The sequence below is a fragment of the Pseudoalteromonas sp. SG44-1 genome (assembly GCF_014164315.1).
Taxonomy (GTDB): domain Bacteria; phylum Pseudomonadota; class Gammaproteobacteria; order Enterobacterales; family Alteromonadaceae; genus Pseudoalteromonas; species Pseudoalteromonas rhizosphaerae.
Genome location: NZ_JACJEW010000006.1, coordinates 27,484 through 52,966 on the forward strand (window position 1 = coordinate 27,484; position 25,483 = coordinate 52,966).

16 protein-coding genes are annotated in these 25,483 nt (G+C 40.7%); 9 read left to right on the top strand and 7 right to left on the bottom strand.

Features of this window, described 5'->3' with window-relative positions; genetic code table 11:
- Positions 1-5: 5 nt before the first annotated feature.
- From H5187_RS04265 to H5187_RS04280, 4 genes are all read right to left on the bottom strand, one after another.
- Entirely contained in the window at positions 6-3,230 is a 3,225-nt protein-coding gene (locus H5187_RS04265) for a serine/threonine-protein kinase (RefSeq protein WP_182797569.1), read from the bottom strand.
- An 8-nt stretch (positions 3,231-3,238) separates the two neighbouring features.
- The gene (locus tag H5187_RS04270; protein WP_145235307.1) at positions 3,239-3,808 is read right to left on the bottom strand and encodes a sigma-70 family RNA polymerase sigma factor; all 570 of its coding nucleotides are present in this window, start codon (positions 3,806-3,808) and stop codon (positions 3,239-3,241) included.
- Positions 3,809-3,876: 68 nt separating this feature from the next.
- Positions 3,877-4,902: an AraC family transcriptional regulator gene (locus H5187_RS25035; RefSeq protein WP_182797570.1), complete on the bottom strand. Its 1,026-nt coding sequence runs from the start codon at positions 4,900-4,902 to the stop codon at positions 3,877-3,879.
- The gene (locus H5187_RS04280; RefSeq protein WP_182797571.1) at positions 4,899-5,819 is read right to left on the bottom strand and encodes a GGDEF domain-containing protein; all 921 of its coding nucleotides are present in this window, start codon (positions 5,817-5,819) and stop codon (positions 4,899-4,901) included. The genes H5187_RS25035 and H5187_RS04280 overlap by 4 nt, the downstream gene beginning before the upstream one ends.
- A gap of 335 nt (positions 5,820-6,154) precedes the next feature.
- On the opposite strand from H5187_RS04280, the gene H5187_RS04285 reads away from it, so the two are divergent.
- From H5187_RS04285 to H5187_RS04300, 4 genes are all read left to right on the top strand, one after another.
- Positions 6,155-8,926, top strand: coding sequence for a TonB-dependent receptor (locus tag H5187_RS04285; RefSeq protein WP_182797572.1), 2,772 nt, complete (start codon positions 6,155-6,157; stop codon positions 8,924-8,926).
- 48 nt (positions 8,927-8,974) lie between these two features.
- A complete protein-coding gene (locus H5187_RS04290) occupies positions 8,975-10,297 on the top strand; it encodes a metallophosphoesterase (RefSeq protein WP_182797573.1) in 1,323 nt (440 codons plus the stop codon).
- A 203-nt stretch (positions 10,298-10,500) separates the two neighbouring features.
- Positions 10,501-11,865 carry a hypothetical protein gene (locus tag H5187_RS04295; protein WP_182797574.1) on the top strand — a complete coding sequence of 455 codons (1,365 nt, stop codon included), beginning with the start codon at positions 10,501-10,503 and terminating at the stop codon, positions 11,863-11,865.
- 106 nt (positions 11,866-11,971) lie between these two features.
- Positions 11,972-14,623, top strand: a complete 2,652-nt coding sequence (locus H5187_RS04300) for a DUF2339 domain-containing protein (RefSeq protein WP_182797575.1) — start codon at positions 11,972-11,974, stop codon at positions 14,621-14,623.
- A gap of 97 nt (positions 14,624-14,720) precedes the next feature.
- Here H5187_RS04300 and H5187_RS04305 read toward each other — a convergent pair whose 3' ends face one another.
- The gene (locus H5187_RS04305) at positions 14,721-18,161 is read right to left on the bottom strand and encodes a PAS-domain containing protein (RefSeq protein WP_182797576.1); all 3,441 of its coding nucleotides are present in this window, start codon (positions 18,159-18,161) and stop codon (positions 14,721-14,723) included.
- Positions 18,162-18,550: 389 nt separating this feature from the next.
- On the opposite strand from H5187_RS04305, the gene H5187_RS04310 reads away from it, so the two are divergent.
- From H5187_RS04310 to H5187_RS04330, 5 genes are all read left to right on the top strand, one after another.
- Positions 18,551-18,814, top strand: coding sequence for a DUF4212 domain-containing protein (locus tag H5187_RS04310; protein WP_004586074.1), 264 nt, complete (start codon positions 18,551-18,553; stop codon positions 18,812-18,814).
- Positions 18,815-18,824: 10 nt separating this feature from the next.
- The gene (locus tag H5187_RS04315) at positions 18,825-20,549 is read left to right on the top strand and encodes a sodium:solute symporter family protein (protein WP_149982128.1); all 1,725 of its coding nucleotides are present in this window, start codon (positions 18,825-18,827) and stop codon (positions 20,547-20,549) included.
- A gap of 119 nt (positions 20,550-20,668) precedes the next feature.
- Positions 20,669-22,507 carry a DUF294 nucleotidyltransferase-like domain-containing protein gene (locus tag H5187_RS04320; RefSeq protein ID WP_182797577.1) on the top strand — a complete coding sequence of 613 codons (1,839 nt, stop codon included), beginning with the start codon at positions 20,669-20,671 and terminating at the stop codon, positions 22,505-22,507.
- Positions 22,508-22,542: 35 nt separating this feature from the next.
- Positions 22,543-23,166 carry a 3'-5' exonuclease gene (locus H5187_RS04325; protein WP_182797578.1) on the top strand — a complete coding sequence of 208 codons (624 nt, stop codon included), beginning with the start codon at positions 22,543-22,545 and terminating at the stop codon, positions 23,164-23,166.
- Between the two features lie 203 nt (positions 23,167-23,369).
- On the top strand, positions 23,370-23,630 hold the full coding sequence (locus H5187_RS04330) for a hypothetical protein (protein ID WP_149982125.1): 261 nt from the start codon (positions 23,370-23,372) through the stop codon (positions 23,628-23,630).
- 48 nt (positions 23,631-23,678) lie between these two features.
- Here H5187_RS04330 and H5187_RS04335 read toward each other — a convergent pair whose 3' ends face one another.
- Positions 23,679-24,170, bottom strand: a complete 492-nt coding sequence (locus H5187_RS04335) for a PaaI family thioesterase (RefSeq protein ID WP_145235331.1) — start codon at positions 24,168-24,170, stop codon at positions 23,679-23,681.
- Between the two features lie 23 nt (positions 24,171-24,193).
- On the bottom strand, positions 24,194-25,441 hold the full coding sequence (locus H5187_RS04340; RefSeq protein ID WP_182767249.1) for a phenylacetate--CoA ligase family protein: 1,248 nt from the start codon (positions 25,439-25,441) through the stop codon (positions 24,194-24,196).
- Positions 25,442-25,483 lie beyond the last annotated feature (42 nt).

Sequence of the window (25,483 nt, forward strand, 5' to 3'; positions counted from 1 at the left end):
TAAAATTACAACGGGTTTACCACTGAGAACCGTTTATCAGAAACACTCCAGTAACCCAGATCAGAGACGATTAAAATTTTATAATTGTTACCTCGGCCATTAAAGAGTGCAGGGTCTAAGTTAAACTCTCCTGTATTTGGCAGTTCTTCAGCGAACTGGTACCAGCGCCTATTATTCACGATATTTAAATCCACTTGTTGCTTATCGCCAATTCCGCGAGAGTCATCATGCAGAACATACATAGCAACGGTTTGTCCGTAGAGTTTATTGGCGTTCCAGGTTATCGTTTTTTGCTGACCTACAGGGTAAATATCAAGGGCTTTAGGTGTGATAATAGTTGTAACCAATTTGTCTTTTAGTAAAAAGTGCTCTAAACCGTTATCAACAGTTTTACCTGAAGCAATACTAAAGAAACCATCAGATAGGCTCCAATAGCCTAAATCGCTGATGAGCATAAGTTTAAAGCGATTTGTGCCATTGGCCATAAAATGATAAGGGTCAATTTGGGCTGTTCCCGTGTTTTTTAAATTAGTTGCCGCTGGGTGCCAATCAATTTTCTTCAAATTATTAAAATCATCAAAGCTGTTAACTTTATAGTTGACGGTATGATTGACTAATACACTTATCGTATTGCCAATTAATCGTTTGCTATCCCATTCAATCGTAAATTCAGAGCCTATTTTTAGTTGGCTTGCATGTTTAGGGGCCGTGATCGAGCTAACTCGCTTTGTTTCACTTATCGCGTTGATATCTCTGGCAGGGCTAAATTGGTTCTTTGTGGAGTGTGATATATGGTTTTGCTTTTCGAGTTGTGCTAACCACTGTGTGTGTGGATTATTGTTTAGCTTATTAATAGTCGCTATTAATTCAAATGCCAAGGGAGAGTTTGATTTAGCATAAACAATGAGCTGCTGCATTTGCTGTGAAGTTAAAGTATTAAACATATTTGTTTTTATCACAAGCTCTAACCATTGAACTTGCTGTTGCTTGCTTAGTTGTGTTAGGTCAATATCAAATAATGCTGTTTTATTCAGTGTATTTTGTTCATATTGCGCCGTGTATTTTGCTAAGGTGATATCGTAATATTGGCTTGATTGTTGTGTACCATTGGCAAGCCATAGCTCTGCATTCTTTAAGGTTTGTGAGTACTTACGCAAACTTAAACCTAGCATGGTACTTTCATAACGCCCCTTCATGCATTTTTGAACACTTGTCGAACAATGTAGTAGCTGTTTATTTAAAAAGTTATTTGCTTGCAAATAATCACGTTCTTTTAGGTAATATTGATATTGCTCATATAGTACAGTACTAAGTTCATGTTCAAAGTTTGGGAGTAGCTGTTGATAGATAAACATGGCTTTATTCAGGGCTTGTTCTTGCGCAAGTTGTGCACCTGCTTGAGCATATAAATTTGCCGCAAAATGGTTTAATTTTGCGAGCTCACAATGTAGTGGGTGGTAGTTATTCGCAGCATTTTTTAATGTTGAGTCTAGTAACTTAATTGCTTGGTCTATTTGATTATCTTCTATCAGTAGGCTGCTTTTCATTAACGATTGCCATGCTTTTTGCGAGGCAGACGTTGCTGTCGTATTTTCATTCTCGAGAATTAATTGACGGCTGAGTATAGGGTGATTATCACGATGAGTAAAAATATGTATTAATAATTCCAGTTTTAGTTCGGATGCATCGCTATTTTGAAAAGCTATTTTGATCTGCTTTATGTCACCAGCTAAATAGCTATCTTTAGTAAGCCAACCAAGCAATTTAATGTTGCTGTTTTGAGGGTTTTGCTGCGATAGTTTTTGCCAAAGAATTCGTGCTTTTTGTTGTTGATTTAATTTAATTAAACTTTTAATTTTTAATATTTGCATGTCAATCGAACTATCGCACAACGCCAATATATCTAAAGCTGCTGTAAAATTTCCATGCAAGTATAAGCTTTGGGCAACGGTTAAGAGTACGCTTTGTTGGTTTTTTGGGCTTAATTGACTCTGCATTACTTGTTCAACACCAGCAAGTAACAAGGCCGATACCGACAGTTTTGCACCTTGCGGCGCTAGCGGTGTGCTGCTAATTAGTAAGTTTTGATAAAAGTTGAGCAGTTCATACTGTTGCTTTGCGGCTTGCTTTTGTTCATCTTGATAAAGAAATAAGCTAATACAGGCGACACCCAAAAAAGCGATAGTTGAGGTTATTAGAGCAGCAGTAAGAGGGGAGCGTCTTATAAACTTACCTAATATATATGTTTTTGAGTGTTTAAACCAAAGTAATGGACGATGCGCCAGATAAGCGGCGATATTTTGTTTTAATGTATCTGCTGATGCAAAGCGTTGCTGTGGTAGTGGCGCCAGTGATTTATTGATGATTTCTTGAAGCTCTGTACTAATAGGTTGTATAAGTAGTTTTTCTAAAATACGCCCAAGGCTATAGATATCAGCTTGGGTTGTTAAGCTTTCACCAGCCAGTTGCTCTGGGCTTGCAAACTCGTGACTAAGCGCTTTTATATATGCGTTATGTAATGGTATTTCATGATTCATGGAACTGGAACGCGCAACCCCAAAATCAACAAGTTTAGGTTCACCATTGTTATCTACTAGGATATTTGAAGGCTTTAAATCTGCATGGATCACCCTATTTTGGTGAGCATACTCAACGGCATCACATACTTTTTGAAATACCTCTAACCTTGCTTTTTGCGAAAGGTTTTTTGCGTAGTTAATTAATGTATCACCGGCTATATATTGAATGATGATGTAAGTGCCAATACTGCATTTACCGACATCTAATACGCTAGCTATATTGGGATGTGATAATTTGGCAAGATATTGCGCTTCTTGTAAAACATGTTTTTGTCCATGTAATTGTACAATGGATGGATAAAATAACTTAATCGCTACCTTTTGATTTAACTGGCCATCATTTCTAGTCGCCAAGTAAACTGCACCCATTCCCCCATAGCCAATTAATTGCTCTAACCTAAAGTGACTTATTTCGCCGCCTTGCAGTTGTAAAAGCTGATGATCATTAGTAAGTAAATTTAATTGGCCATGTAATAAGTCATTAAACAATGAGCTTTGATCATTACTTGTATGTGCATTTATTAATTGCTTCACTTCAATGATGAATTGTTCATCAGATAGTTGTAATTGCAGCAATCCTGAGGTTAAGTTGTTGGCATGGTGTGTAAGTAAGTGTTCAAAACACGAAAGCGCGTCTTTAAATTGATTCATTAATTATCTTAATTTGTTTGAATACGCACTTTTATAAACGCTTTAGCAGCATCTAATTCGCGATAAATAGTAGCAAGTGAGACCTTGAATTGTTTAGCTAGCACTTTAGTATCTAGGCCCAAAAAGTAATGTTGAGAGAATATTTGAGCTTTTTGCGGATGATTTTTTTCTAGATGATTTAGGGCGCTATCTAATGCTAAAAAATCCTCTTGGTGTTTTAGTTGATCGTTTTGTTGCTGGATTTTTTCTGCGTTAGGAGTGCGTTTGAGAGTTTGAAACTTGCGAATTTCATCGCGTAAAATATTACGGATAAATACACTTAAATAAGTATTAAATTGTGTTTGGTGATTAATGCTTTGTTGTGGCGGGATTAATTCAATAAGTGACTGATGTAGTAGCGATCCAGTATGCGGTAAGTGCTGCAATACATAGGTTGAATCGATTTCATTACGGTAACCTTCTAAATGTACATGACAAACTTGTTTCAGGTGGTAGTAAAGCCGAGCTTTAAGTTCATCAGCACTTTGCGGGCAACCATTTTGCCAGCCATTGATTAGATCTTCTAATGATGCCTGCATCGATCTTCCTTATTTCGATATTTCAATTAATAAGGTACATTTGCGGGACTTTAATTACAAGTGTTAACTTAATGTTCGTTAATCAATTCTCTCAGCTGTGAGGGAGTCGTCCCAGTCCAGCGTTTAAATGCGCGGCGAAAGTTAGTTAAGTCGCTAAAGTTAAGTTCGCCTGCTAGGGTTTCGTTACTTTGCGCTAAAGTGGCGATATTAAACACCGCGGTTTGGCGATTGATACAATCTTGCAAGGCGCTAAAACGAGTATGATGTTGTTTTAGTTTTCGCTTAAAAGTGGCGGGGCTCATAGCGAAATGCTGGGCAACTGTTTCGAGGTTTTGTTGTGGTTGAGCGCCAATATGATTGCGCACTAATTGCAGCCAAGATGCCGCAGGTAAAGGGTGCTGCTTTATGGTTGCTAATGATTGCAGCAGCAGGCTCGGACAGCTATCTATTAAGTGTTTGTTATAAAGTTCATCACTAATACTGACCATAAATAATTGTTGTGAAAACTTGCAGTTGGCTTGTAGGTTAGTTTGATATTGCTCTATGTGTGAGGGCTGCGCATAGGGAAACGAAAAACATAAATCACTGTTATTACCTATTCGCCATTTACATGTTGCAGCGATAAAACTGGCAAATAATTCGCAGCAAAATTGTTCTACGGCTGCATTTATTGCCCCGAAGCTGAGGTTGATAATGAAGTAATGTCGGCCTTGATGGTATTTATGTTCGGCATTAAATAAGTTAAAGCCATGTAAAGGAGTGCGTGTGAGTAGTTTTTGCAGTGTGCGTAAACTTTCTGCTTGAGAAAATGCGCTATATAACGGATTGTGATTAAGTAGTTTTCGCCCTAGTAAAAAACTGAGTTGGTGTTGATTATCAAATTGACGACAGTTTTCTTGTAATCGATAAAATTGCTCAACACTGATCGAAGCCGTTCCAGCTGCAAAATCTTGATAAAATAATCGAGTCCCTTTGAGTAACTTATCAGGGTGTACCCCTCGGTGCTTGGCTAAATCCACTAATTGCGCCGCCCATGACTGTAAACCTTGATAAGGAGAGTCGATATAACTGCTGTTGCTAAGGTTTGCACTCACGCAGTATGTCCATGTAAGTTTTTGTTCGTTAGTAATTTTTGATGCAATTGACTGAGTAAACCAGAGGTCGAATCACGGTGCGTTGCAGCTACTAAACTGGTGTGTACTTTTTGTTTGTAGCTCACAGCTTTGTCGCTGCTATTAAACGAAAACGCTTCTAAAGCACTGACTAACGATACGCTTAGCCGCTCTGCAACAGCGAGTTCGGTATTGGGTAACATGACAATAAAGCAATCACTGGCGTAACGGCAGACTAAATCTTGTTCACGTACATTCAAGGTGATCACTTGAGCAAACTCTTGTAACAGCTTATCGCCTTCTGCATCACCGAATTGACGATTAAACCGATCAAATTGAGCAATATCTAACATCAGTAATGAAAATCCATGCAGGCTATGATGGAGCAAATTTAGCTCGCGGTTGATCTGGCTTTTCATATAATCGGCGCTAGCTAGGCCGCTGATAGCATCACTGAGTTGATGCTCTCGATAAAAGCGCTCGCGATTACGTAATTGTTGATTAATGGTCATTTGCTCTTGGTGCCAATGATACAAAGCCATGGTCATTAAAATCATCCCAAATGGTGCAGGAATGGATTCAATAGTACTGAGCCATGCTTGTTCATTGCTGTAATATACAAATTCATCAATAAAATCGAGGGTCATCGATAGATTCATAATCGCAAGGCCTGAGAATAATAAGTTAGTTACTCGTCCCTTTGGCCTACTTAATAGAATAAAAAAGATCCACAGCAGGGTCATGGCAGTAATACCGCCTTCGCCACCTACATCAAACCAATCGATCTGGCTATGGCCTTTATAGTGACCGTAGCTAAGTGTCAGGGTTAATACGCTGGTTAACATCACCACTAAGATAAGCAGTAATGAGCGATGTAATTTTAAAAACGATAAATTCATTGTCAGCTCAATAGGTATATTTGATAGGCAGAATAAGCAAACAGCTTAAACACCACTAGGGTCAGATTAGCTCACAGTGATGACATATTTTTTACGTTGGCAACTTTTCAAACGGATTATTGTTGATTTTTGAATTAAAAAACCATAAAAACAGGGGGTCAAATCAGCTCATTTTGCCGTATTTAACTACTTAAAATGCCCTTACAATGGCTAATTATCAAGGACGTAACGGGTACTGACATATTTCTTTCATGATTGTCCCTTAGGGTGTTGCTGCGAGCCAAGCATGGCCAAGTAAACAATCAAAATCATTAGCAGCAACCAAGAGAACAATTATGAACCCTTTTATCAAATCGAGTATTGCATTAGCGTGTTGTGGTATTTTATATGCGACCCCAGCCTTAGCGGATGGTCGTGTGCAAGGTCGCATCACTGATGCCAGCCAAAGTGTGTATTTTGGCGGCGCGAAAGTATCGGTTAAAGAGTTAAACTTAAATACGGTAAGTAACCGCGATGGTTCTTTTTCATTTAATAAGTTGCCAGCGGGTGATTACACCCTAGTGGTTGATTACATTGGTGCCCCCTCGGTAGAACAAAAAATTACGGTGGTTGATTCACAAGTTTTTACACAACAAATTATAATTGGTGAGCAACAAGAAGCCATCGACAATATCATTGTTTATGGCCAAAGTGCTGGCCAAGCAGGCGCAATTAACCGCCAAAAAAACGCAACTAATTTAAAATCGGTAGTCAGTGCAGACTCGATTGGCCAGTTCCCTGATCAAAACGCAGCAGAAGCATTACAGCGTTTACCGGGTATTTTTATCGCTCGCGACCAAGGTGAAGGGCGATTTGTTGGTATTCGCGGTATTGATCCAAATTTAAACAACGTTACGGTTAATGGCTTAAATGTGCCGTCGCCTGAGGCCGGTGTTCGCTCTGTGGCGATGGATGTATTGCCAAGTGAACTAATTCAAAGTTTAGAAGTAAGTAAAACTGTTACCCCAGACATGGATGCCAGTGCTATTGGTGGCTCTATCGAAGTAAAAAGCTTAAGTGCCTTTGATAAAGCAGGTGAAAGCTATAGTTTTACTGCGCAGGGCTCATATAACGAATTAGAGTCAAAAACTAGCCCGAAGCTTTCAGGTAGTTACACTAATGTTTATGAGCTTGATGGTGGTCTTGATCTAGGTGTAGCAACAGCTATTTCGTGGTTTAAGCGTGATTTTGGTTCACGTAATATGGAGACCGACGGTGGTTGGAGTGAATTTGATGTTGAAGATGCAGCAACTGGCGACAAGGTCTCATTATTTGGCGCTGAAGAAATTGAGCAACGCCAGTATCAAATTACCCGTGAGCGTTTAGGTGCAGCACTTAATTTAGATTTACACAGCGGCGCCACTGATAAATATTATTTACGCACACTATATAGTGACTTTTCTGATGATGAGTATCGCCAACGTAATGAGTATAAGTTTAGCGATGGCAAACTATTAGATAGCAACGAGAGCGGTGCAAACTTTAGTGGTGCAGAAATGGACCGCGATACCAAAGACCGTTATGAAGAACAAAGTATTCTTTCACTGGTACTTGGTGGTGAAAATCAATTAGATAATTGGTTTGTTGAATATAATGTTGGTTATTCTAAATCAGAAGAAAAAGAGCCAAACCGCTTAGATGTGACCTTTGCTGGTAAAGATATTGATATGGGCTACATTGCGCGCGTTGATACTCCATTATTAAGCCAATCGACTAATGCCCACGATTTAAGCCTGTTTGAGATGGATAAAATTGAAGCGGCCAATAACCTTAGTGAAGACGAAGAGCTTAGCTTTAAACTCGACTTCAGCCGTGATTTTGTGTGGCAAAATAATAATGGTGAATTTAAGTTTGGTTTCAAACATCAAAATCGCGAAAAGCGTAATGATGTAAAGGTTGCTATTTATGATGGCGACTTTTTAGATGCTCTTGGTAGCGACTTTGTCGCGCCTGCACCTGACTTTGATTTGGGAAGTTTTGGACCGGGCCTTGATCGCGGCGCGATTCAAGCCTTTGTGAGAAAAAATAAAGAGGCGTTTGCTTTCAATAGTAATGAGTCACAAGTTGAATCTGATGGTCAAAGTTATGTAAGTAATGAAGATATTACCGCCGCTTATGCGATGGTTAGTATGGATATTGATAAGTTACATGTTGTCGCGGGCGTGCGTTATGAAGGTACTAAGTTTGAAACGCAAGGTAACCAAGTTGACTTAGTAGTCGATAAAGTAAGTGATACAGAAACGGTTACCACAACGCCTTGGCAAGTAAGTAAAGATTATGACTACTTTTTACCAAGCTTAAATTTACGCTATAACATCAGCGATAAACTAGTGACCCGTTTTGCTTATACCAATACTATCGCGCGGCCAACCTTTAGCGATTCGGCTGCTTACCAATTAATTGAAACTGAAACAGTTGAAGATGAAGGCGTAATGGTTACAGAGCGTAAAGCTGAAGTCGGTAATCCAGCTCTTGACCCTTATGAATCAATGAACTTAGACGCATCAATCGAATATTACCCAGGTTCCATTGGGGTGTTATCTGCTGGTGTTTTCTATAAAGACATCGACAACTTTATTATTCAACAAGAAGTACAAGATAACGGTGATTGGGATGGTTTTGACGAAGTAGTGCAAATGGTTAATGGCGGTAAAGCGTCATTAACGGGGATCGAGCTAAACTGGAACAAAACCTTTAAATCAGGATTTGTGCTTGGTGCAAACGGAACCTTTATTGATGCGGATGAAAAATTACCAAATCAAGCAGACACAGTGGCAAATATCATTGTGGGCTTTGAAAATCATGCTATTAGCACTCGTTTAAGCGCATCATATAAGAGTGAGAGTTTCCAGTTTGATGATGCTGATATGGCGGTTTATGAAGATAGCCACATGCAATTGGATTTCAGCAGTAAATATTACTTAAACGATAATATGAACGTGTATTTCAATGCCACCAACCTAACAGATGAGCCAATGTACTTGTACCACGGCGAAAAACGTTACAACTACCAGTACGAATCTTACGGTCGTACATTTGAGCTAGGTTTTACGTTATCTTCTTTGTAAGGTGAATATATGAGCCTGCTTAACAGTAGGCTCATTGTTGAGGATATTATGATTAATAAAACTATTCTATATATTGCACTAACCGCATGTTTAGCAACGGTGGGTTGTACAGCTCAAAGTAACAAACAAAGCAGTACTGACGTCGCAAGTATCAGTAACAAAGCCTCCGACAAGATTGAGTTTTTAGCTTTTGGTGATGGTGGTTATCATGTTGACTATCCAAAAACTAAACACATAACCAACCCTAAAAACAAGCAACAGTTTATAGCCGCAGAGCTTGCTGATTGGTTAGAGGATTATCGCCCTCGCGATGAATTTGACCATGCACCAATATATATTTATCCAGGCACTGAGATTGCTACAGAGCAAGGTGGCGCTCAGGCTGTGGGGATCGCAATGGCAAAATTGTGTGAAACAAAAGCGTGCCAATTTGCTATTCAGCTCGGTGATAACGTATACCCTGATGGTGCCGATGCTAATGATGGTAAAGACGACCAAAAACGTTTACACGACTTAGTGTATGCGCCGCTTGAGCCATTATTTAAAGCTGAGCCTAATTTAGTGGTGTATTCCGCATTAGGTAATCATGATTGGAAAAGCTCGCGCAAAGGCGTAGCGGTACAAACGCAATGGATGGCAGAGCAAGCGAACTTTTACCTAGACGAAAAAGGCTACTATAGCTACAAAATGGGTGAGCCGGGTAACGATGTAGAATTTTTTGTGCTCGACACTAATATGTTACTGGCAGGGCAAAGTTATTATGATGTGCCGCTAAACCCAGATGGCAGTGAAGCAGATGAGCAACAAGCAATACGTGATGGCCGCGCAGATCTTGAAGTACATGACCCCCATGAAGGGCCACAAAACGATGAAGACCTAGCTCAGCTTATATGGCTTAAACAAGGCATTGCAAACTCGACTGCTAAATGGAAACTGGTTTATGGGCATCATATTTTATGGTCAATTGGGGGCACTAAATATAGTGAAGGCCACGTACTGCGTAAATTACTAATGCCAACTCTTTGCAAATATGCAGATGGTTATATTGCCGGCCACGAGCATGACTTAGAGTTACTAACCGATGATTGCTCAAAGTTTGATACCGGTAATAGCGTTGGCAAATTGCCGCTGATCATTTCTGGCGCTGCGTCTAAAATGCGTGGTAAACATACCCCGTTTGCACAGTTTCAAGAACGCCAATACCCTGAATATGATTTGCTTTGGTCAAAAAGCTTTGTATGGGGGTTTAGTCACATCAGTTTGGATAATCAAGCCAATAAGCTAGATGTGAGCTTTTATACCACGCCACGAGATTTAACTGGCAGTATTATTGATGAAGGTAGTTTTAGTTTTTCTAAACGCACTCGATAAACTTATATTCTGCATAAAAACCAGTGTAACTACGCTGGTTTTTTGTTGTTTTAATGTGTAAAACTGTGCATTTTTTTGCATCTTTGTACATTTATTTACGGTTACGTAAATATTTGCAAGTGGAGGTAATGCTTTGTAAATTATGGAATTATTGCTTTTGTTAATGGTCAAATTCAAACTATTAACAATAAGGAATTGATTCCATGCGTAGCCCGTTATTTAAAACTGCACTAACAACCTCTTTACTTGCAACCCTTACTGCGTGCTCTGGCGATGACTCAAGCTCGAGTAAAAGTGGTTATATCCAATTATACAATGGCTCTTATAATAGCCCGTACACCCGTTTATTTATCGACGATGCTGAGCGTTCAGGCACTGATTTTGGTGGCGTTACCACTCGTCATAATTACAGTACTAATAACTATGATGTGAGCTTTAAGTACCTTGATGCAAACGACAGTTATATAACGATCAGTGAAAAAGCAGTTTCGGTAAAAGACGACATGACCCAATTATGGGTGATGGATGGCGATTTTTCAGAGCCAACATTCAGTGAGTTAAGTGTACCAACCGGCAGTGATGAAGGGGCTGTTAATTTAGGCTTCTTTAATATTGCCGGAGAAAACATTAGTTTTGATGTGTATTTAGCAAATGATGATGGCTTATTTGAAACCGCTGAGTTAATTGCATCACCACGGTATTTAAACGAACTGGCACTGCAAAGCTTTGATGAAGGATATTACACACTGTATTTAACTCAAAGCGGCAGTACTGATGTGCTATTTGAGTCTGCTTCGATTTACCTAAATGATGATGCCAGTTATGTTGCGATGATCAGATCAAGTTACGCCACTGAAGAACATGGTATTACGCTAGATCTCGTTACTTCAAGCAATACCGTAACCACGCTCAAACATCAAAATGCCCAAGGGCAATTGCGTTTTATCAATACTATTGATGATTACCCGCAAACTAGCTTTAGTGCAACGCGGGGGAGCGCAAGCAGCACTTCGCAAGTAACCGCTAATGACAGCTACTCAAACTACATTGAGCTTGCTCCAAACAGTTACAGTATTGCTATGTTAGATGAGCAAGGAAATGCAATTGTTGATAACTTTTTACTAACCCTTGAGCGCGAGCAAAGTAATGTTGGTGTTTTTTATAAAGATAAAGATTACGGCCCGCGAATGATGACAGTAAAAGAAACCTTAACGCCTAGTAGCTACAGTCATAAGGTGACAGTCGTTAATTTAATTGATAGTTACGCGGGGCAAAATATTACTGACGTTGATGTGGTATTTACCCTCAATGGTGAAACCGTAGATGATGCTAAAAATATTATTGATGGCATCGATCAGTATGATCAAGAAGATCAGGTTGTCGATAATGAAATTTACACCACTTATGTGCTTTATGAAGATAATGGCCAGCAAATTGTACTCATGCAACAAGGCGATATGGACTTTAGCCAAGAAGGTAACTACATATTAATTCTTGAGCATGATGAAACAACCAGCACTGGCTATAAAATGACGCTAGAGCGAACGGTTACTGATTCGGTAGAGTAATCTTACTTTAATTTCAGCCTCGTAATAGCGAGGCTGAGATTTTTGGGTATATTTTCAATACACTTTACGTTATAAGGGAATATTAAAAGCAGTCAAGGATTGAAAAATGGACGATATTTTAGGGCTCATAGTCATTTTATCGTTAGTTGTAGTCGCAGGCTCTATTGCCGGTCTTATTGCTTTAATGCAAATAAGTACGTTAAAGCAAGATATTGCGATATTAAAAAAACAACTGCGTGGAGTCATGGTAGACAATACCGGGCAGCATCAAGTGCCGCGAGACATTGCTGCTAATATAACTGAGCCGCAAGTAGAGCATCCGGTTACGCTAGAACGATCATCCCAAGCTGAGGCAATTTTACATCAGCAACCACCGGTAAAAAAATACGTAAACACCGCACCGACTATAATAACAACTTCTCGCCAGAAACAAGCTTCTCCCTCAGTTATTGATATATTCTTTAGTAAATTAAAAACACAGTTCCAAGAAAATTGGATGACCTGGATTGGCGGCGTCGCGCTGGCCTTTGGGGGGATATTTTTAGCAAAATACAGTCTTGATGCCGGCTTATTATCACCAAGCTTACGACTCACCTTAGGGGGCTTATTTGGTGTCGCATTAATTGCCGGTGCCGAGTATTTACATAGAAAAGGTATTGTCTTCGAAGGCTTTAATAATTACGTGCCTGCAGCACTTGCAGGTGGCGGGTTTATTAGCTGCTTTGCATTAACGTTATTAGCTTATTCAAGCTATGCCATGTTAAGCCCAACCGTGGCGTTTGTGATGCTGGCAGTAATTGCACTGGCTGCAAGCTCTATGGCGCTGCGTTTAGGGCCTTTATTGGCCGTGCTTGGCATAGTTGGCGCTTACAGCGTGCCGATTTGGGTTAATACTGGCAGTGGTAACTTAATGGCGTTATTGATGTACATTGGCTTTGTTACTTTTGCTGCGGTATTAGTGGCGCAAAAAGTAAAACGTAATTGGTTGTGGTATTTACTATGGGCTGGGCATATAGGTTGGTATTGGGTGGCACTGAGTGTAATCAATACGCAGCAATATTGGATTGTTGGTGGTTTTGCACTGCTCTCTATTATTGGTTTAATTGCCATTGCACGATTAGGTTTAACTTTGCGTTTATTAGAATATCGCCCACATAGTTTACAGCGATTATTAAAATTACAGCCGGATCATCCGTTATTGCTAGCGATAGTAATTCCTTTATTGCTGACGATAATGGCAGAGGCAGTGAGCTTACAATGGCAAATTGTGATGGTGTGTTTAATCGTCATGCTGTTATTTTTAGTGCTGCAAAATAGTCGTTGGGATCTTTGGCAAGGTGTGGCGTTAGTGGTTGCGATGTTATTAGTCCTTAGCCAACAACGTTATAGTGTCGATAGCAATGATCATTTGTTTGTATTTAGGGAAATGTATGGCGTAGGGTTATTACTCGCGGTTGGGCTTTGTCTATACGGGCTTTATTTTGGCGCGCGTTACTATAAACGTTTAACGTTTCATTTAGTGGCTGCGTTTAGTGTGTTTACCTTGATTGCAACGCTCTATACCATAACACCCGAGCAAGGCTTAGGCGTTGCGTATCCGCTATGGACTGTATTTTTGCTAGTTACGAGTGGTGTATTAATTAAACGCGCACAAACAGCTCACACTCAATGGCAGCAGTTTAGTTATTGGGTTGGCGCTAATGCTAATATAACTCTTTGTTTAACTATGTTATTAGCCGATAGCGGGTTAACCCTCGCACTGGCTGCTCAAGTGTTGGTTATTAGCTATCTGGTGAAACGCCATGATGTGCCTATGCCGTATTGGCCTATTAAAGTGCTGGTGGCTGTGGTGCTGGCAAGGCTAACCTTTGCACCGTGGACGGCACATTATTTTGATCTAACCATATTTTCAATACATTGGAGCGCAATTGTGTATCCATCAGCGGTTGGGTTATTTTGGTTTGCCGCAAAACAGTGGCAACAAACAGATATGAAAATTTGGCTCGAAGGGGCTGCATTACATTGCTTAGCATTATTTATCACTACCGAGACCAGCTATCAATTAGTCGGGCATTATCCACAGCTTACTTCTTTAAGCTTTTATGAGCAGGTATTACTCAGTTGTAATTGGTTAGTACTTGGCTGCGTTTATTTGCATCGGTCACACAGCGCAGGGCAACTGGGTAAACTTTATCGCATTGCAGGGCTTGCACTTGCGGGACTCGCTGGCTTGTTGTTGATAAGTACAGCATTATATGAAAATCCACTATTTATACGCCTTTACGTTGGTGAAATGCCATTATTTAATTGGCTGTTATTAACCTGGCTCGTACCAAGTATTCTTACACTGTGGTTGGCTAAATTAGTTAAACCACTTAATGCTAAGTTTAGTCAAATAGTACTAGGTGCATCAGGCTTATTAGCAGTGTTAGCTATCAACACATTGATCCGCCAATATTGGCAAGGCGGGTTCATTTATCTTGATAAAGCGACCAGTGACGCCGAGCTATACAGCTATTCGATCATTTGGTTATTACTTGGCGCGTTGGTGGTCATTACCGGGCATTTAAAACAACAGTTGCTACTACAAAAAGTCGGCTTAGGCATTCTCGGCGCGGTTATCGTGAAGGTATTCTTAATTGATATGGCAAGCCTGACCGGCTTGCTCAAAGCTGTATCATTTATTGGTTTAGGCCTGTCGCTCGTTGGCCTAAGCTGGCTGTTTCAAAAGCTCAGGAGTAAAGCACCAGCGGGGTAATTTAACTCAAGCAGTACACCCAATAAGATTGTTGGGTGTACTTAGTTATGTTGTTTAACGCCAATCTGTTCTAACCTTTTGCCTAGCCCCTTTAACTTCACGCACTATGATTCAGCAGTGCTTTTAATTTCCCTGGCTTGATTGGTTTAGACAAATAATGAATATCAGCGGCTTTAGTCGCTTGTTTTAGCTCTACGTCGCGTACTGCGGTGATTAAAATTGCCGGCACATTGGTTTGCCAAATTTCCCGCAGGGCTTTAATTAATGTAATACCATCGTGTTCATGGCCTAACTGATAATCCATTAATATCACATCCGGTGCGCTGTGTTCATTTGCGTATGCGAGTACGCCTTCAACTTGATCAAACAACTGATAATTAGCTTGCCACTTTTGTAATAAACTGGCCATGGCGTTTAGGTTTTCAGGGTCGTCATCAACGGCAACGATATTCATTGCAGAGCGCTCTTCAAACAAGCTATTGGTAACGTGTTTTTGCTGAACAAATTGGCTTTCGCCATAAGGGACTTCAATACTAAAGCAGCTACCTCTTTGCGGGGTTGAGCGCACATCTAAGCGAATCGACAGTAAATCTACCATACGCTTTACTACGCTAAGGCCAAGGCCAACGCCTTTATTGTCAGAGGCCTCTACGCGGTAGAAGTCGTTAAATATTTTTGCTTGCTCTACCTCGCTAATGCCAGGGCCGGTGTCCCACACTTCAATGCGCAGGTGATGTTTGCGTTTACGACAGGCTACTAATACTTTGCCCATATTGGTGTATTTAACTGCATTTGATACTAAGTTCTGCACAATTCGCCGTAGATAGGTGATATCACTGTGGACAATATGCTGTCCGCTGCGCACTGTGAGCTTGAGGCCTTTTTCGCTTGTTAAAATGGCGTATTCATTGCGCAGTGGTGCGAGGATATCATCAATACTAAAATGGCGAGGGGTGGGGGTCATCGCACCTTGTTCAAGTTTGGCAATTTCTAATAGGGCTGACATTAAATGCACTGTTGAATCGAGGCTGGCACCGAGCTTTTCGAAGTTATTGATATTATTATCAGCGAGGGATTTTTCATCTATCGCAGCAAGGTATAAACGGGCGGCGTTGAGCGGTTGCAAAATATCGTGACTTGCTAAAGCTAAAAAGCGGGTTTTACTGTCATTGGCTTGCTCTGCTTCTCGTTTTGCTAAAGTGAGTGCTTGCTCTGTTTGTACGCGGCTTTCTATTTGTGCTTCGAGATCTTTATTGATAGTTCGAATTTCTTGGGTACGCGCTTCAATACGATTTTCCAAATCCATATTCACTTCTTCAAGTGCATTTTGTGTGGCAATGTGAGTGGTAATATCTGAAAAGCTAGTAACAAAGCCGCCATCAGGCAGTGGGTTACCGATCATTTCGTACACTAGGCCGTTACGACGGTGACGGATAAAGTGATGCGAACTACCATTTTTTAAATGTTGCACGCGCTTTTCTACTTGGCGTTCTATTTCACCAGGGCCACATTCGCCGCGCTCGGCATTGTAACGAATAATTTGCTCAATCGGTTGACCTACTTCTAAAAATCCTTCGGGGTAATTAAACATCTCTGCGTAGCGCTTATTCCACGCAACAAGATTAAGCTCTTTATCAACAACTGAAATACCATGACTGAGATTCTCTAAAGAGGTGAACAACAGGTTTTGGTTAAACTGTAGTGCTTGCGTTGTTTCATCAAAAAAGTTAACCACTTCTTCAAATGCCATTCGCTTGCCCGATGCTACCGTGTGGATCAAAGCTTGCGCTGAAGAGGCGCCTAATACACCAGTCAAGGCGCGTTCGCAGTAAGCTATAAACTCAGGATCGGGGTGAGTGTTATTGTCTCCGAGTTGGTGAGTTAGTGAAAAATGCGTCAATACTTGTTGGCTACGCTGGACTCCTAAAAAGGTTTGTAACAGTACTTTAAAATCGTATACCGTGGCTTTTACGTTTTTGTTTAAACGTCTTGCAAGTACTGCTTGCTCCTTGGGATTAACGAATGCTGCTGCTTGAATTTTATCAATTAACCGCTCATCAGCTCCCAGTGAAAAACTAATATAACAGCCAATATTGGCAAATAAAGCGATCAGTGTGCCGCGGGTAATAAGGGTTTGTTGTAGTTCGGTGTCAAGTGTATTACCTGCATCTAAAATAGGTAACATTAAAAATAATATCCAACAAATCAATCCTGCTAATAAACCAGCATAAACACCGTAGGCATGACCTTTGCGCCAGTATAGGCCGCCCACAATGGCCGGTAATAATTGCGTTACCAAAGAAAATGCCACTAATCCCATGCTGGCAAGTGCTTTGCCGTGACCAAACCATTGCTGATAAAAATACGATAAGATCAAAATACCGGCGATGGTAAAACGCCTTACCAGTAATATTTGTGGCTTATAACTGCTGGTGATCAGGTTGCGTTTGAATTTACGTCGCAGCATCAGCGGTAATACCACATCATTTGAGATCATAGTACTTAGGGTCAAAGTGGCAACCACAATCATCGCAGTCGCCGCAGATATTCCGCCAATAAACACAAACGTGGTAAGCAATGCATTGTCATTCATTAATGGCAGTGCCAATACAAAACTATCAGGAGAGAAGCTATTGCCGATCTGTGGATGAATAGCTGCGGTGGCTATTGGTAAAATCATTGCTGCAGTCAGCAGTAAATACAGTGGAAATGCCCAACGAGCGGTAAATAGGTGACGTTTGTCTTGGTTATCAACCACAGTAACGTGAAATTGTCGTGGCAAACAGATGATTGCAGCAGCGGCCATCAGTGATTGGCCAATAAAGTTAAAGCTTAAAAAGTTAAAATTATTCCAATGTTGCCATAAAGATTCTTTTATTTGTCCTTCATTAGCAGTGGGTAAATTATATAAGGTGTACACCGCCAAAGCCGCCACTGCTACTAGTGCCAGTAGTTTTATCATTGATTCAAATGCGACTGCGAGCATTAATCCTGAACGGTATTCGGTTACATCAACTTTACGGGTGCCAAAAAATATTGCGAACATAGCCATGATCAGGGTGGCAGAAAGCGCGACCATTGAACCCGATATTTTATTGTCACTTTGTAGTAGTAAGAAGCTGTTGCTCAGTGCCTTTAACTGTAAGGCGATATAAGGAATAGTTGCTAGTAGCGCAATCATAGTCACCATAATGGCGGTGGTTTGACGCTTACCATAACGGGCAGAGATAAAATCGGCTATGGTGGTGATATTTTGTTTTTTACTCACTAGTACCAGTTTGCGCAAAAATCCTTGTCCGAAAAAAAACAACAGTGCAGGACCAAGTAGAATGGGTAAATAACTCCAACTGCTGGTAGCTGCAGTACCAACAGAGCCGTAATAAGTCCACGAAGTACAGTAAATACCCAGCGAAAAGGAGTAAACAAAAGGGTGATGGCTAATTCGTTTTGCCAGCGGTGTGGTTTTATCGCCCCAGTTTGCTAGCCAAAACAATATGCCAATGTACGCTAAAGCGACAAAAATTAGTGCAGCAGTCATGTTTTTATTCAATTTTTATTATGTTATTGCACACCATACCAGAAGTTTTCACTATTTTGAGCTGTCAATTTTTGTGAGTATTCTGAAAATAAACATATTTATTTGATATATATGAGAAATTTAATGTTTTATTGATGTATTAGACTAATGTCGCAAGTGTGCAATATAACCTGGATGAATAGTTAAAATCACCGAGTGGAAAGACTTAACATTATGATAAAAAACGTTTTTTACTTTTTCGTAACAAGCACTTCAGTACAGTTTACGTAAACGTTAACTTGTTGTTACGACTATGGTCTCAATTCAATATTGTTCAGGCATTGCTAAGTTTATAGCCGAGAATAAATCGAACACATCACTTTTTACAGATGTTAAAGAGGAAATAAAAAATGGCTTTTAAAGATGAAGAACAAGCAAAAGCTTATTGGGCGGAAAACATTTCACTGCTGTTTAAATTATTAGCAGTTTGGTTTGTCGTGTCGTTTGGCTTTGGCATATTACTGGTTGATGTACTTAATGAAGTGCGTTTCTTTGGGTTTAAACTTGGCTTCTGGTTCTCCCAGCAAGGCGCGATTTACACCTTTGTGGCTTTGATTTTTGTGTACGTTTTCAAAATGAATACGTTAGATAAAAAATACGGCGTAGACGAATAGGAGCTAAGCAATGGATGTTCAAACACTCACGTTTATAATTGTCGGGTTGAGCTTCGCGCTTTATATCGGCATTGCAATTTGGGCCCGAGCAGGCTCAACAAAAGAGTTTTATGTAGCAGGTGGTGGTGTTCCGCCTCTGGCTAATGGTATGGCAACAGCCGCTGACTGGATGAGTGCTGCGTCATTTATCTCAATGGCGGGTATCATCTCTTTTGCAGGGTATGATGGCGGCGTTTACTTAATGGGGTGGACCGGTGGTTATGTACTACTTGCTATGTGTTTAGCACCTTACTTACGTAAATTCGGCAAGTTTACTGTGCCAGACTTTATCGGCGACCGTTACTATTCACGCACCGCGCGTTTAGTGGCAATCTTATGTGCCATCTTCATTTGTTTTACGTACATTGCAGGGCAAATGCGTGGTGTAGGCGTTGTATTCTCACGTTTCTTAGAAGTTGAAATTGAAACTGGCGTTTACATTGGTATGGTTATTGTCTTCTTCTATGCGGTACTCGGTGGTATGAAGGGCATTACTTATACCCAAGTAGCACAGTACTGTGTACTGGTATTTGCTTACCTTGTTCCTGCCATCTTTATCTCTATGATGATGACGGGTCACTTCTTCCCACAAACAGGCTTTGGCGCTACATTAATTGGCAGCGATGGTGTATACGTACTTGATAAACTGGACGGTTTAAGTGCTGAACTTGGCTTTGCACAATACACTGAAGGCTCTAAGAGCATGATTGATGTGTTTGCTATTACTGGTGCCTTAATGGTTGGTACTGCCGGTCTTCCTCATGTAATCGTACGCTTTTTCACTGTACCTCGCGTTAAAGATACGCGTATTTCAGCGGCATGGACTTTAGTATTCATTGCGATAGTTTACACAACAGCACCAGCGGTTGCAGCATTTGCCCGTGTTAACATGATTGATACCATAAATGGTAAAGACGGAAGTGGTACTGAATACGCTGAAGCACCAGTATGGGTAAAAAATTGGGAAAGAACGGGCTTAATCACTTTTAATGATAAAAACGGTGATGGCAAAATGTTCTACACAGCAGGTAAAATTGATGATCCAAACAGCGCTAACGAAGTTAACGTTGACCGCGACATCATGGTACTTGCTAACCCTGAAATTGCTAACTTACCAGCATGGGTCGTGGCACTTGTGGCCGCCGGTGGTATTGCTGCGGCACTATCAACAACCGCAGGCTTATTATTAGTTATTTCGACTTCGGTATCGCATGATTTACTTAAGCGGACCTTAAAACCAGACATTAGCGATAAACAAGAGTTACTCGCAGCGAGGTTGGCTGCCATGGTTGCGATTGTTATCTCCGCTTACTTTGGTATTAATCCGCCTGGATTCGTGGCGTCGGTGGTGGCATTTGCATTCGGCTTGGCCGCAGCAAGTTTCTTCCCGGCGATCATTATGGGTATCTTCTCTAAGAAGATGAATAAAGAAGGTGCGGTTCTAGGTATGGTTACAGGTATTACCTTTACTGCGGCATATATCATCTTCTTCAAGTTCATCAGCCCAGAACTAAATAGCCCTGAGCATTGGTTCTTAGGTATTTCACCAGAAGGTATTGGTCTAGTTGGTATGCTTATTAACTTTGCAGTTGCTGCAATCGTGGTTAAGTTTACCGCTGATACACCGCTTGAAATTCAAGAAATGGTTGAAGGCATTCGTAATCCTAAAGGGTCTAGTGAAGCTCACGCTCACTAACAACGCTGATACTCTATTAATTAATATTGATAGATCCAAAAGCCCGACTTAAGTCGGGCTTTTTATTTATCGTTGATAGCAGTACAGTGATTGTACGATTGTTTTTTGCGAGTAGACAAATGAATAATGAGCAACAGGAAGTCGCCCAGTTTGTGCTAGCACAAATGCCATTTAGCGACCTTGATAGCAGCGCAACAGATTACTTTATAAAACATCTCGATGTTATTTATCTAACCCGTGAAAACCAAACGCAATGGCTGCAATCAGCCTCACCTAAGCTGTTTTTAATTCGCTCTGGTTTGTATGACTTAGTGGATGCAAAAGGCGATGTGATCACTCGTTTAGCACAAGGCGATTATTTTGGCTTTCCTTCACTGCTGACCGGCGAGGCAATTCAAAACCGTTTAGAAGTGCAAAAAGAGGGCATAGTTTATATGCTCAACCAAGATGCTTTCGACTACTTACGCCGTGAATATAAAACGTTTGAGCAGTATTTTGTTCGCGCGCATGCAAATCGGCTGCTTTCTTCACATTATAAAAGCCAAAACGATAGTTGGTCTGAACGTAAGATATCTGAACTGATGTCACGTAAAGCGGTCACTTTGTCGCCTGATGCAAGTATTCGCCAAGCAGCTAAAAAAATGAAAGAGCACGGCGTTTCGTCGATTATGGTGACAGAATTTGAACGCTTGGTTGGTGTGGTTACAGATCGCGATTTACGCAACCGGGTATTAGCCGATGAAATCGATCCCAAACAAGCGGTTAGCACTATCATGAGTGTCAAACCCAAGTTTATTTTTGAAAATAACCGTGTTTTTTCAGCGCTGCATTTAATGCTCAAACATAATATTCACCATTTACCAGTGTTGGATGAACACCATAAAGCGTTGGGCATGATCACCAGCACTGACTTATTACGTCAGCAAAAGAGCGATCCCGTTCAATTGATTGGCCGTATTTATAAAGCTCGCAGTGTCGCCGATTTAAAGCGTTATGCGGCAGAAGTACCTAAATTACTGCGTAGTTTTTCTCATAATATTGATGATATATCTTTAATAGGTAAATTACTCAGTGGCTTAACTGATGCGTTAACCTCACGACTAATATATTTATTCCAAGAAGAGTGCGGTGCCGCTCCTACTAGCTTTAGTTTTATTTGTTTTGGCTCTCAAGCGCGTGAAGAGCAAACCTTACATTCTGATCAAGATAACGGCTTATTACTACCTGATGACTTAAGCGAGCAACATCAAGATTACTATCGCCGCATGGGGGAGTTTGTTTGCGAACAGTTGGTTGAGTGCGGTATTAAACGCTGCCCAGGTAATATTATGGCAAGCAGCGAATTATGCAGAATGAGTATATCGGATTGGTGTGAGCGCTTTTTTAACTGGATCAAAAGCCCGACACCTGAAGCAATGCTCAACTGTAAAATATTTTTTGATTTACGTTTTATTGAAGGCTCAACGGCACTTTACACTGCATTTTGTGAGCAACTAACCCGAATTTCTCGCAACGAATTATTTTACGCCGCAATGGCAACGGATATTAAATCGAATTCTGTGCCGATAGGGTTATTTAATCAATTCAAGTTAGAAAAAGATGCTAAGCAACATAGATACATTGATTTGAAAAAGCGTGGTGTGGTTATCATCAATGACATTGTGCGCTTGTATGCGTTAAAAGCAGGCATACGCCGAGCAAACACCCAAGAGCGCTTAGATGCATTGCTGAAACACTCATTGTTAAGTAATCACGATGTATATAATTTGAAAGACTGCTGGCGATTTTTAACTCAATTACGTTTACGTACACAAATAAATGAAGAAGGACTACCGAGTAACTGTATTAATCCAGATAGGTTAAACTCGCTAGAGCGCCATCAATTAAAAGAAGCGTTTTATTTACTCAAGCTCGCACAACAAGCTGCGGCATTTAAGTTTGCTCGTGGAAGTTTATAAATATGTGTTTTGCTATGAATAAGGTGACAAGCTAAGTGGTTAAACGTTGGTTGAGTCGTTATTTAGCACGTAAGCGATTACTTGCTCAAAACGCACTAGTACAGCGCTATATAGTGATTGATTTAGAGTTGACTGGACTGGATCCAAAACTGCATGAAATCGTCTCGATTGCGTGGGTGTTGATAGAAAAGCAATGCATTAAATTGAGCCAAGCTCAGCACGCCATAAATAAAGAAGTGCTGCGCCTTGAGCAAAGTCCTGTTTATCATGGAATTGCCCAGCAAGATGTCGCTAATGGAAAAAGCTTAGCGGCTATTTTAGCTAAGCTAAGCGCTCATTTTTCGGATGCTATTTTGGTGTTTCATAATGCTACTTTAGATTGGGGATTTTTAAAGCAGGCATTTCAAGCACATAATATTGATGTGCAGCCTTTATTGATTATTGATACTTTTCAGATTGAAAAAAAGCGCCTGCACCAACAAGGCTATGAAATAGGCTTAGACGATTTAACTCTCAGTGCCTGCAGGGCGCGGTATGAGCTACCTCATTATGGTTGCCATCATGCACTTACCGATGCCATGGCTACCGCTGAATTACTGTTAGCACAATGCCATCAAATTAGCCGTGGCAATGAACTAAAGTTGGCTGAGTTGGTTTAAACCTAACGCTGATTAATTACACTCTACCGTTCTCATTATTATTAATATATATCCTAGCTGAACAACTGTTTTAATTGTTAACTATATCGCGCCGTAAGTATTAATTTTTATTCTTAAAAACAGGCTTTTATCGTAATCTTTTTAGGTACTTTATTTGCTATTGTAGAGCACTAACATTTACTTTCTCGTTTGGTTTTTTATCTATGAAAAATAATTTACTGCCATCTTTAGCTGGCGTTTTAGTAAGCTTGTTTGTTGTATGGTGGCTACATGGGTTTTTATTGGTTGACCGCTGTTTAGACAGTGGTGGAGCTATTAATCATAAAACAAACTTATGCGTGGGCGCAAACGAGCAAATAATAGAACTTGCTACACCGTCAGGTATGTTAGTTATTTATGGTGTGGTGATTATGGCTTTGTCGCTATCAGTCAGTGTACTGCTGAAAAAGCTAGGTAAGCGCTAAGTTTTGAATTGAAGAGCGAACACGGCAGTTCGCTCTTAACTTTGAATGCTAACTGATAAAGCTCGCTGGCATTTTCACAGCAATTACGCTGCCTTTAACACAGATCACGTTGTTCGCTGATAGCGTGATGTCGACAATCACTTTGTTGGGTTTTACTTCAATGAAGCTACCTATTAGCTGCAGCTCTACCCCCATTGGAGTCGGCGCTAAAAAGTTAACATTTAAAGCCCCTGTAACAAAACGAAATGCAGGTTGAGTCCCCATCTCTCGCTCTGCATATCGATAAGCTATAGCAGCGGCACTGCCTGTACCATGGCAGTCAATCAGGGACGCAAGCAGCCCACCATAAACAAAGCCAGGGATTGCTGTATGGCAAGGTTGCGGCGTAAAGTGGGCGATAGTTTTATCGATATTGCCTTGATTTTGCTCATCCTGATACCAATAACTTTTTAATTGGTGACCCTGCTCATTGTTTTTGCCACAGCCATAACAATGGCTGAGCTCATCGGGGTAATAATCTTGAAAGGCTATATTGTTCATTAAAACTCCTAGTTCTAATTGGGTTATCCGATGACTCGTTGATCATCAATCACTTTGCCATCATCAGCTAAGCTGCCTAGCTCGACCAACTCAACACTGCCATTTAATTTTGTGTATTGTTTTAAGTTATCTAGCAATACGCCGGTGAGTTCCAGTTTAGTTAGCTCTGATTGGTCTTGATCGTATTCACACAATAGCTGCATTTTGTCTTGATGATCTTGTAGCTTGACCACTAAGCGCATTTTCTTTATCCCCTTAACACTGAGTCTAATTCGCTCTATTTGTTGAGGATGAACAAACATACCTTTTATTTTCGTGGTTTGATCGGCTCTACCTAACCAACCTTGAATGCGCATGTTAGTCCGACCACACGCACTTTGCCCTGGCTTGATAGCCGATAAGTCACCGGTTGCAAAACGGATTAACGGATAATCAGTATTGAAACTTGTAATAACCACTTCACCAATCTCACCATCTGCGACTGGAGTGAGGCTGCCTGGGCGCACAATTTCGACAATTAAATCTTCAGCGATAATTAACCCATCGTCAGCAATGGTTTCATAGCCAATTAAGCCTACATCGGCACTTGCGTAAGCCTGTAAGGTGTTGATACCTTGTTGTTTAAACGACTCGCGCAGTTCATGAGATAATGCCTCTCCAGTCACCAGTGCTTTTTTGAGGCTGCTAACGTCACGTTTAGTTGCCTGCGCTTTATCCAGTAATATTTTTAAAAAAGAGGGAGTGCCACAATAACCTTGCGGGTGTAAATCTTCTATTACGTCAAGTTGTTGATCTGTTTGCCCTGGGCCTGCGGGTATAACCACACAGCCACACGCACGCGCCCCTGAATCAAGAATAAAACCGCCAGGAGTCAAATGGTATGACAAACAATTTTGTACTAACTCACCTGCTCTAAACCCCGCAGCATGAAAGGCTTGGCCCATTCGCCACCAATCTTGCTGGCAATTTTCAGGGTCATAAATAGGCCCCGGTGATTGAAAAATTCGATTTATATGGCCACTTTTAGATGCGAGACCGCCAAGCGGAGGCTGTTGCTTTTGTATGTCTAAAAGGTCAGATTTTCTGGTGATCGGCAAAGTCGCTAGTTGTGAGCGAGTAGTGATATTCGTGGCATCAATGTTCGCTAATATAGCCTGATAATAGGGGCTGTTATTTTTTGCATAGGTAATAAAGTCAGCTAAACGGGACAATAAATTTTGTTCTCTGGTTTCAGAGTGTTGATGTTCATTGGCATGATAAAAATGGCTCATAATAGCTCCAGTAACATAGAAAAAGTAGAGAGATAGATAGGT

What these genes read in the sequence shown, in the direction of transcription:
- H5187_RS04265 (WP_182797569.1), bottom strand. Translation starts at nt 3,230, where the DNA reads ATGAATCAATTTAAAGACGCGCTTTCGTGTTTTGAACACTTACTTACA.
- H5187_RS04270 (WP_145235307.1), bottom strand. Translation starts at nt 3,808, where the DNA reads ATGCAGGCATCATTAGAAGATCTAATCAATGGCTGGCAAAATGGTTGC.
- H5187_RS04280 (WP_182797571.1), bottom strand. Translation starts at nt 5,819, where the DNA reads ATGAATTTATCGTTTTTAAAATTACATCGCTCATTACTGCTTATCTTA.
- H5187_RS04285 (WP_182797572.1), top strand. Translation starts at nt 6,155, where the DNA reads ATGAACCCTTTTATCAAATCGAGTATTGCATTAGCGTGTTGTGGTATT.
- H5187_RS04290 (WP_182797573.1), top strand. Translation starts at nt 8,975, where the DNA reads ATGATTAATAAAACTATTCTATATATTGCACTAACCGCATGTTTAGCA.
- H5187_RS04295 (WP_182797574.1), top strand. Translation starts at nt 10,501, where the DNA reads ATGCGTAGCCCGTTATTTAAAACTGCACTAACAACCTCTTTACTTGCA.
- H5187_RS04300 (WP_182797575.1), top strand. Translation starts at nt 11,972, where the DNA reads ATGGACGATATTTTAGGGCTCATAGTCATTTTATCGTTAGTTGTAGTC.
- H5187_RS04305 (WP_182797576.1), bottom strand. Translation starts at nt 18,161, where the DNA reads ATGACTGCTGCACTAATTTTTGTCGCTTTAGCGTACATTGGCATATTG.
- H5187_RS04310 (WP_004586074.1), top strand. Translation starts at nt 18,551, where the DNA reads ATGGCTTTTAAAGATGAAGAACAAGCAAAAGCTTATTGGGCGGAAAAC.
- H5187_RS04315 (WP_149982128.1), top strand. Translation starts at nt 18,825, where the DNA reads ATGGATGTTCAAACACTCACGTTTATAATTGTCGGGTTGAGCTTCGCG.
- H5187_RS04320 (WP_182797577.1), top strand. Translation starts at nt 20,669, where the DNA reads ATGAATAATGAGCAACAGGAAGTCGCCCAGTTTGTGCTAGCACAAATG.
- H5187_RS04330 (WP_149982125.1), top strand. Translation starts at nt 23,370, where the DNA reads ATGAAAAATAATTTACTGCCATCTTTAGCTGGCGTTTTAGTAAGCTTG.
- H5187_RS04335 (WP_145235331.1), bottom strand. Translation starts at nt 24,170, where the DNA reads ATGAACAATATAGCCTTTCAAGATTATTACCCCGATGAGCTCAGCCAT.
- H5187_RS04340 (WP_182767249.1), bottom strand. Translation starts at nt 25,441, where the DNA reads ATGAGCCATTTTTATCATGCCAATGAACATCAACACTCTGAAACCAGA.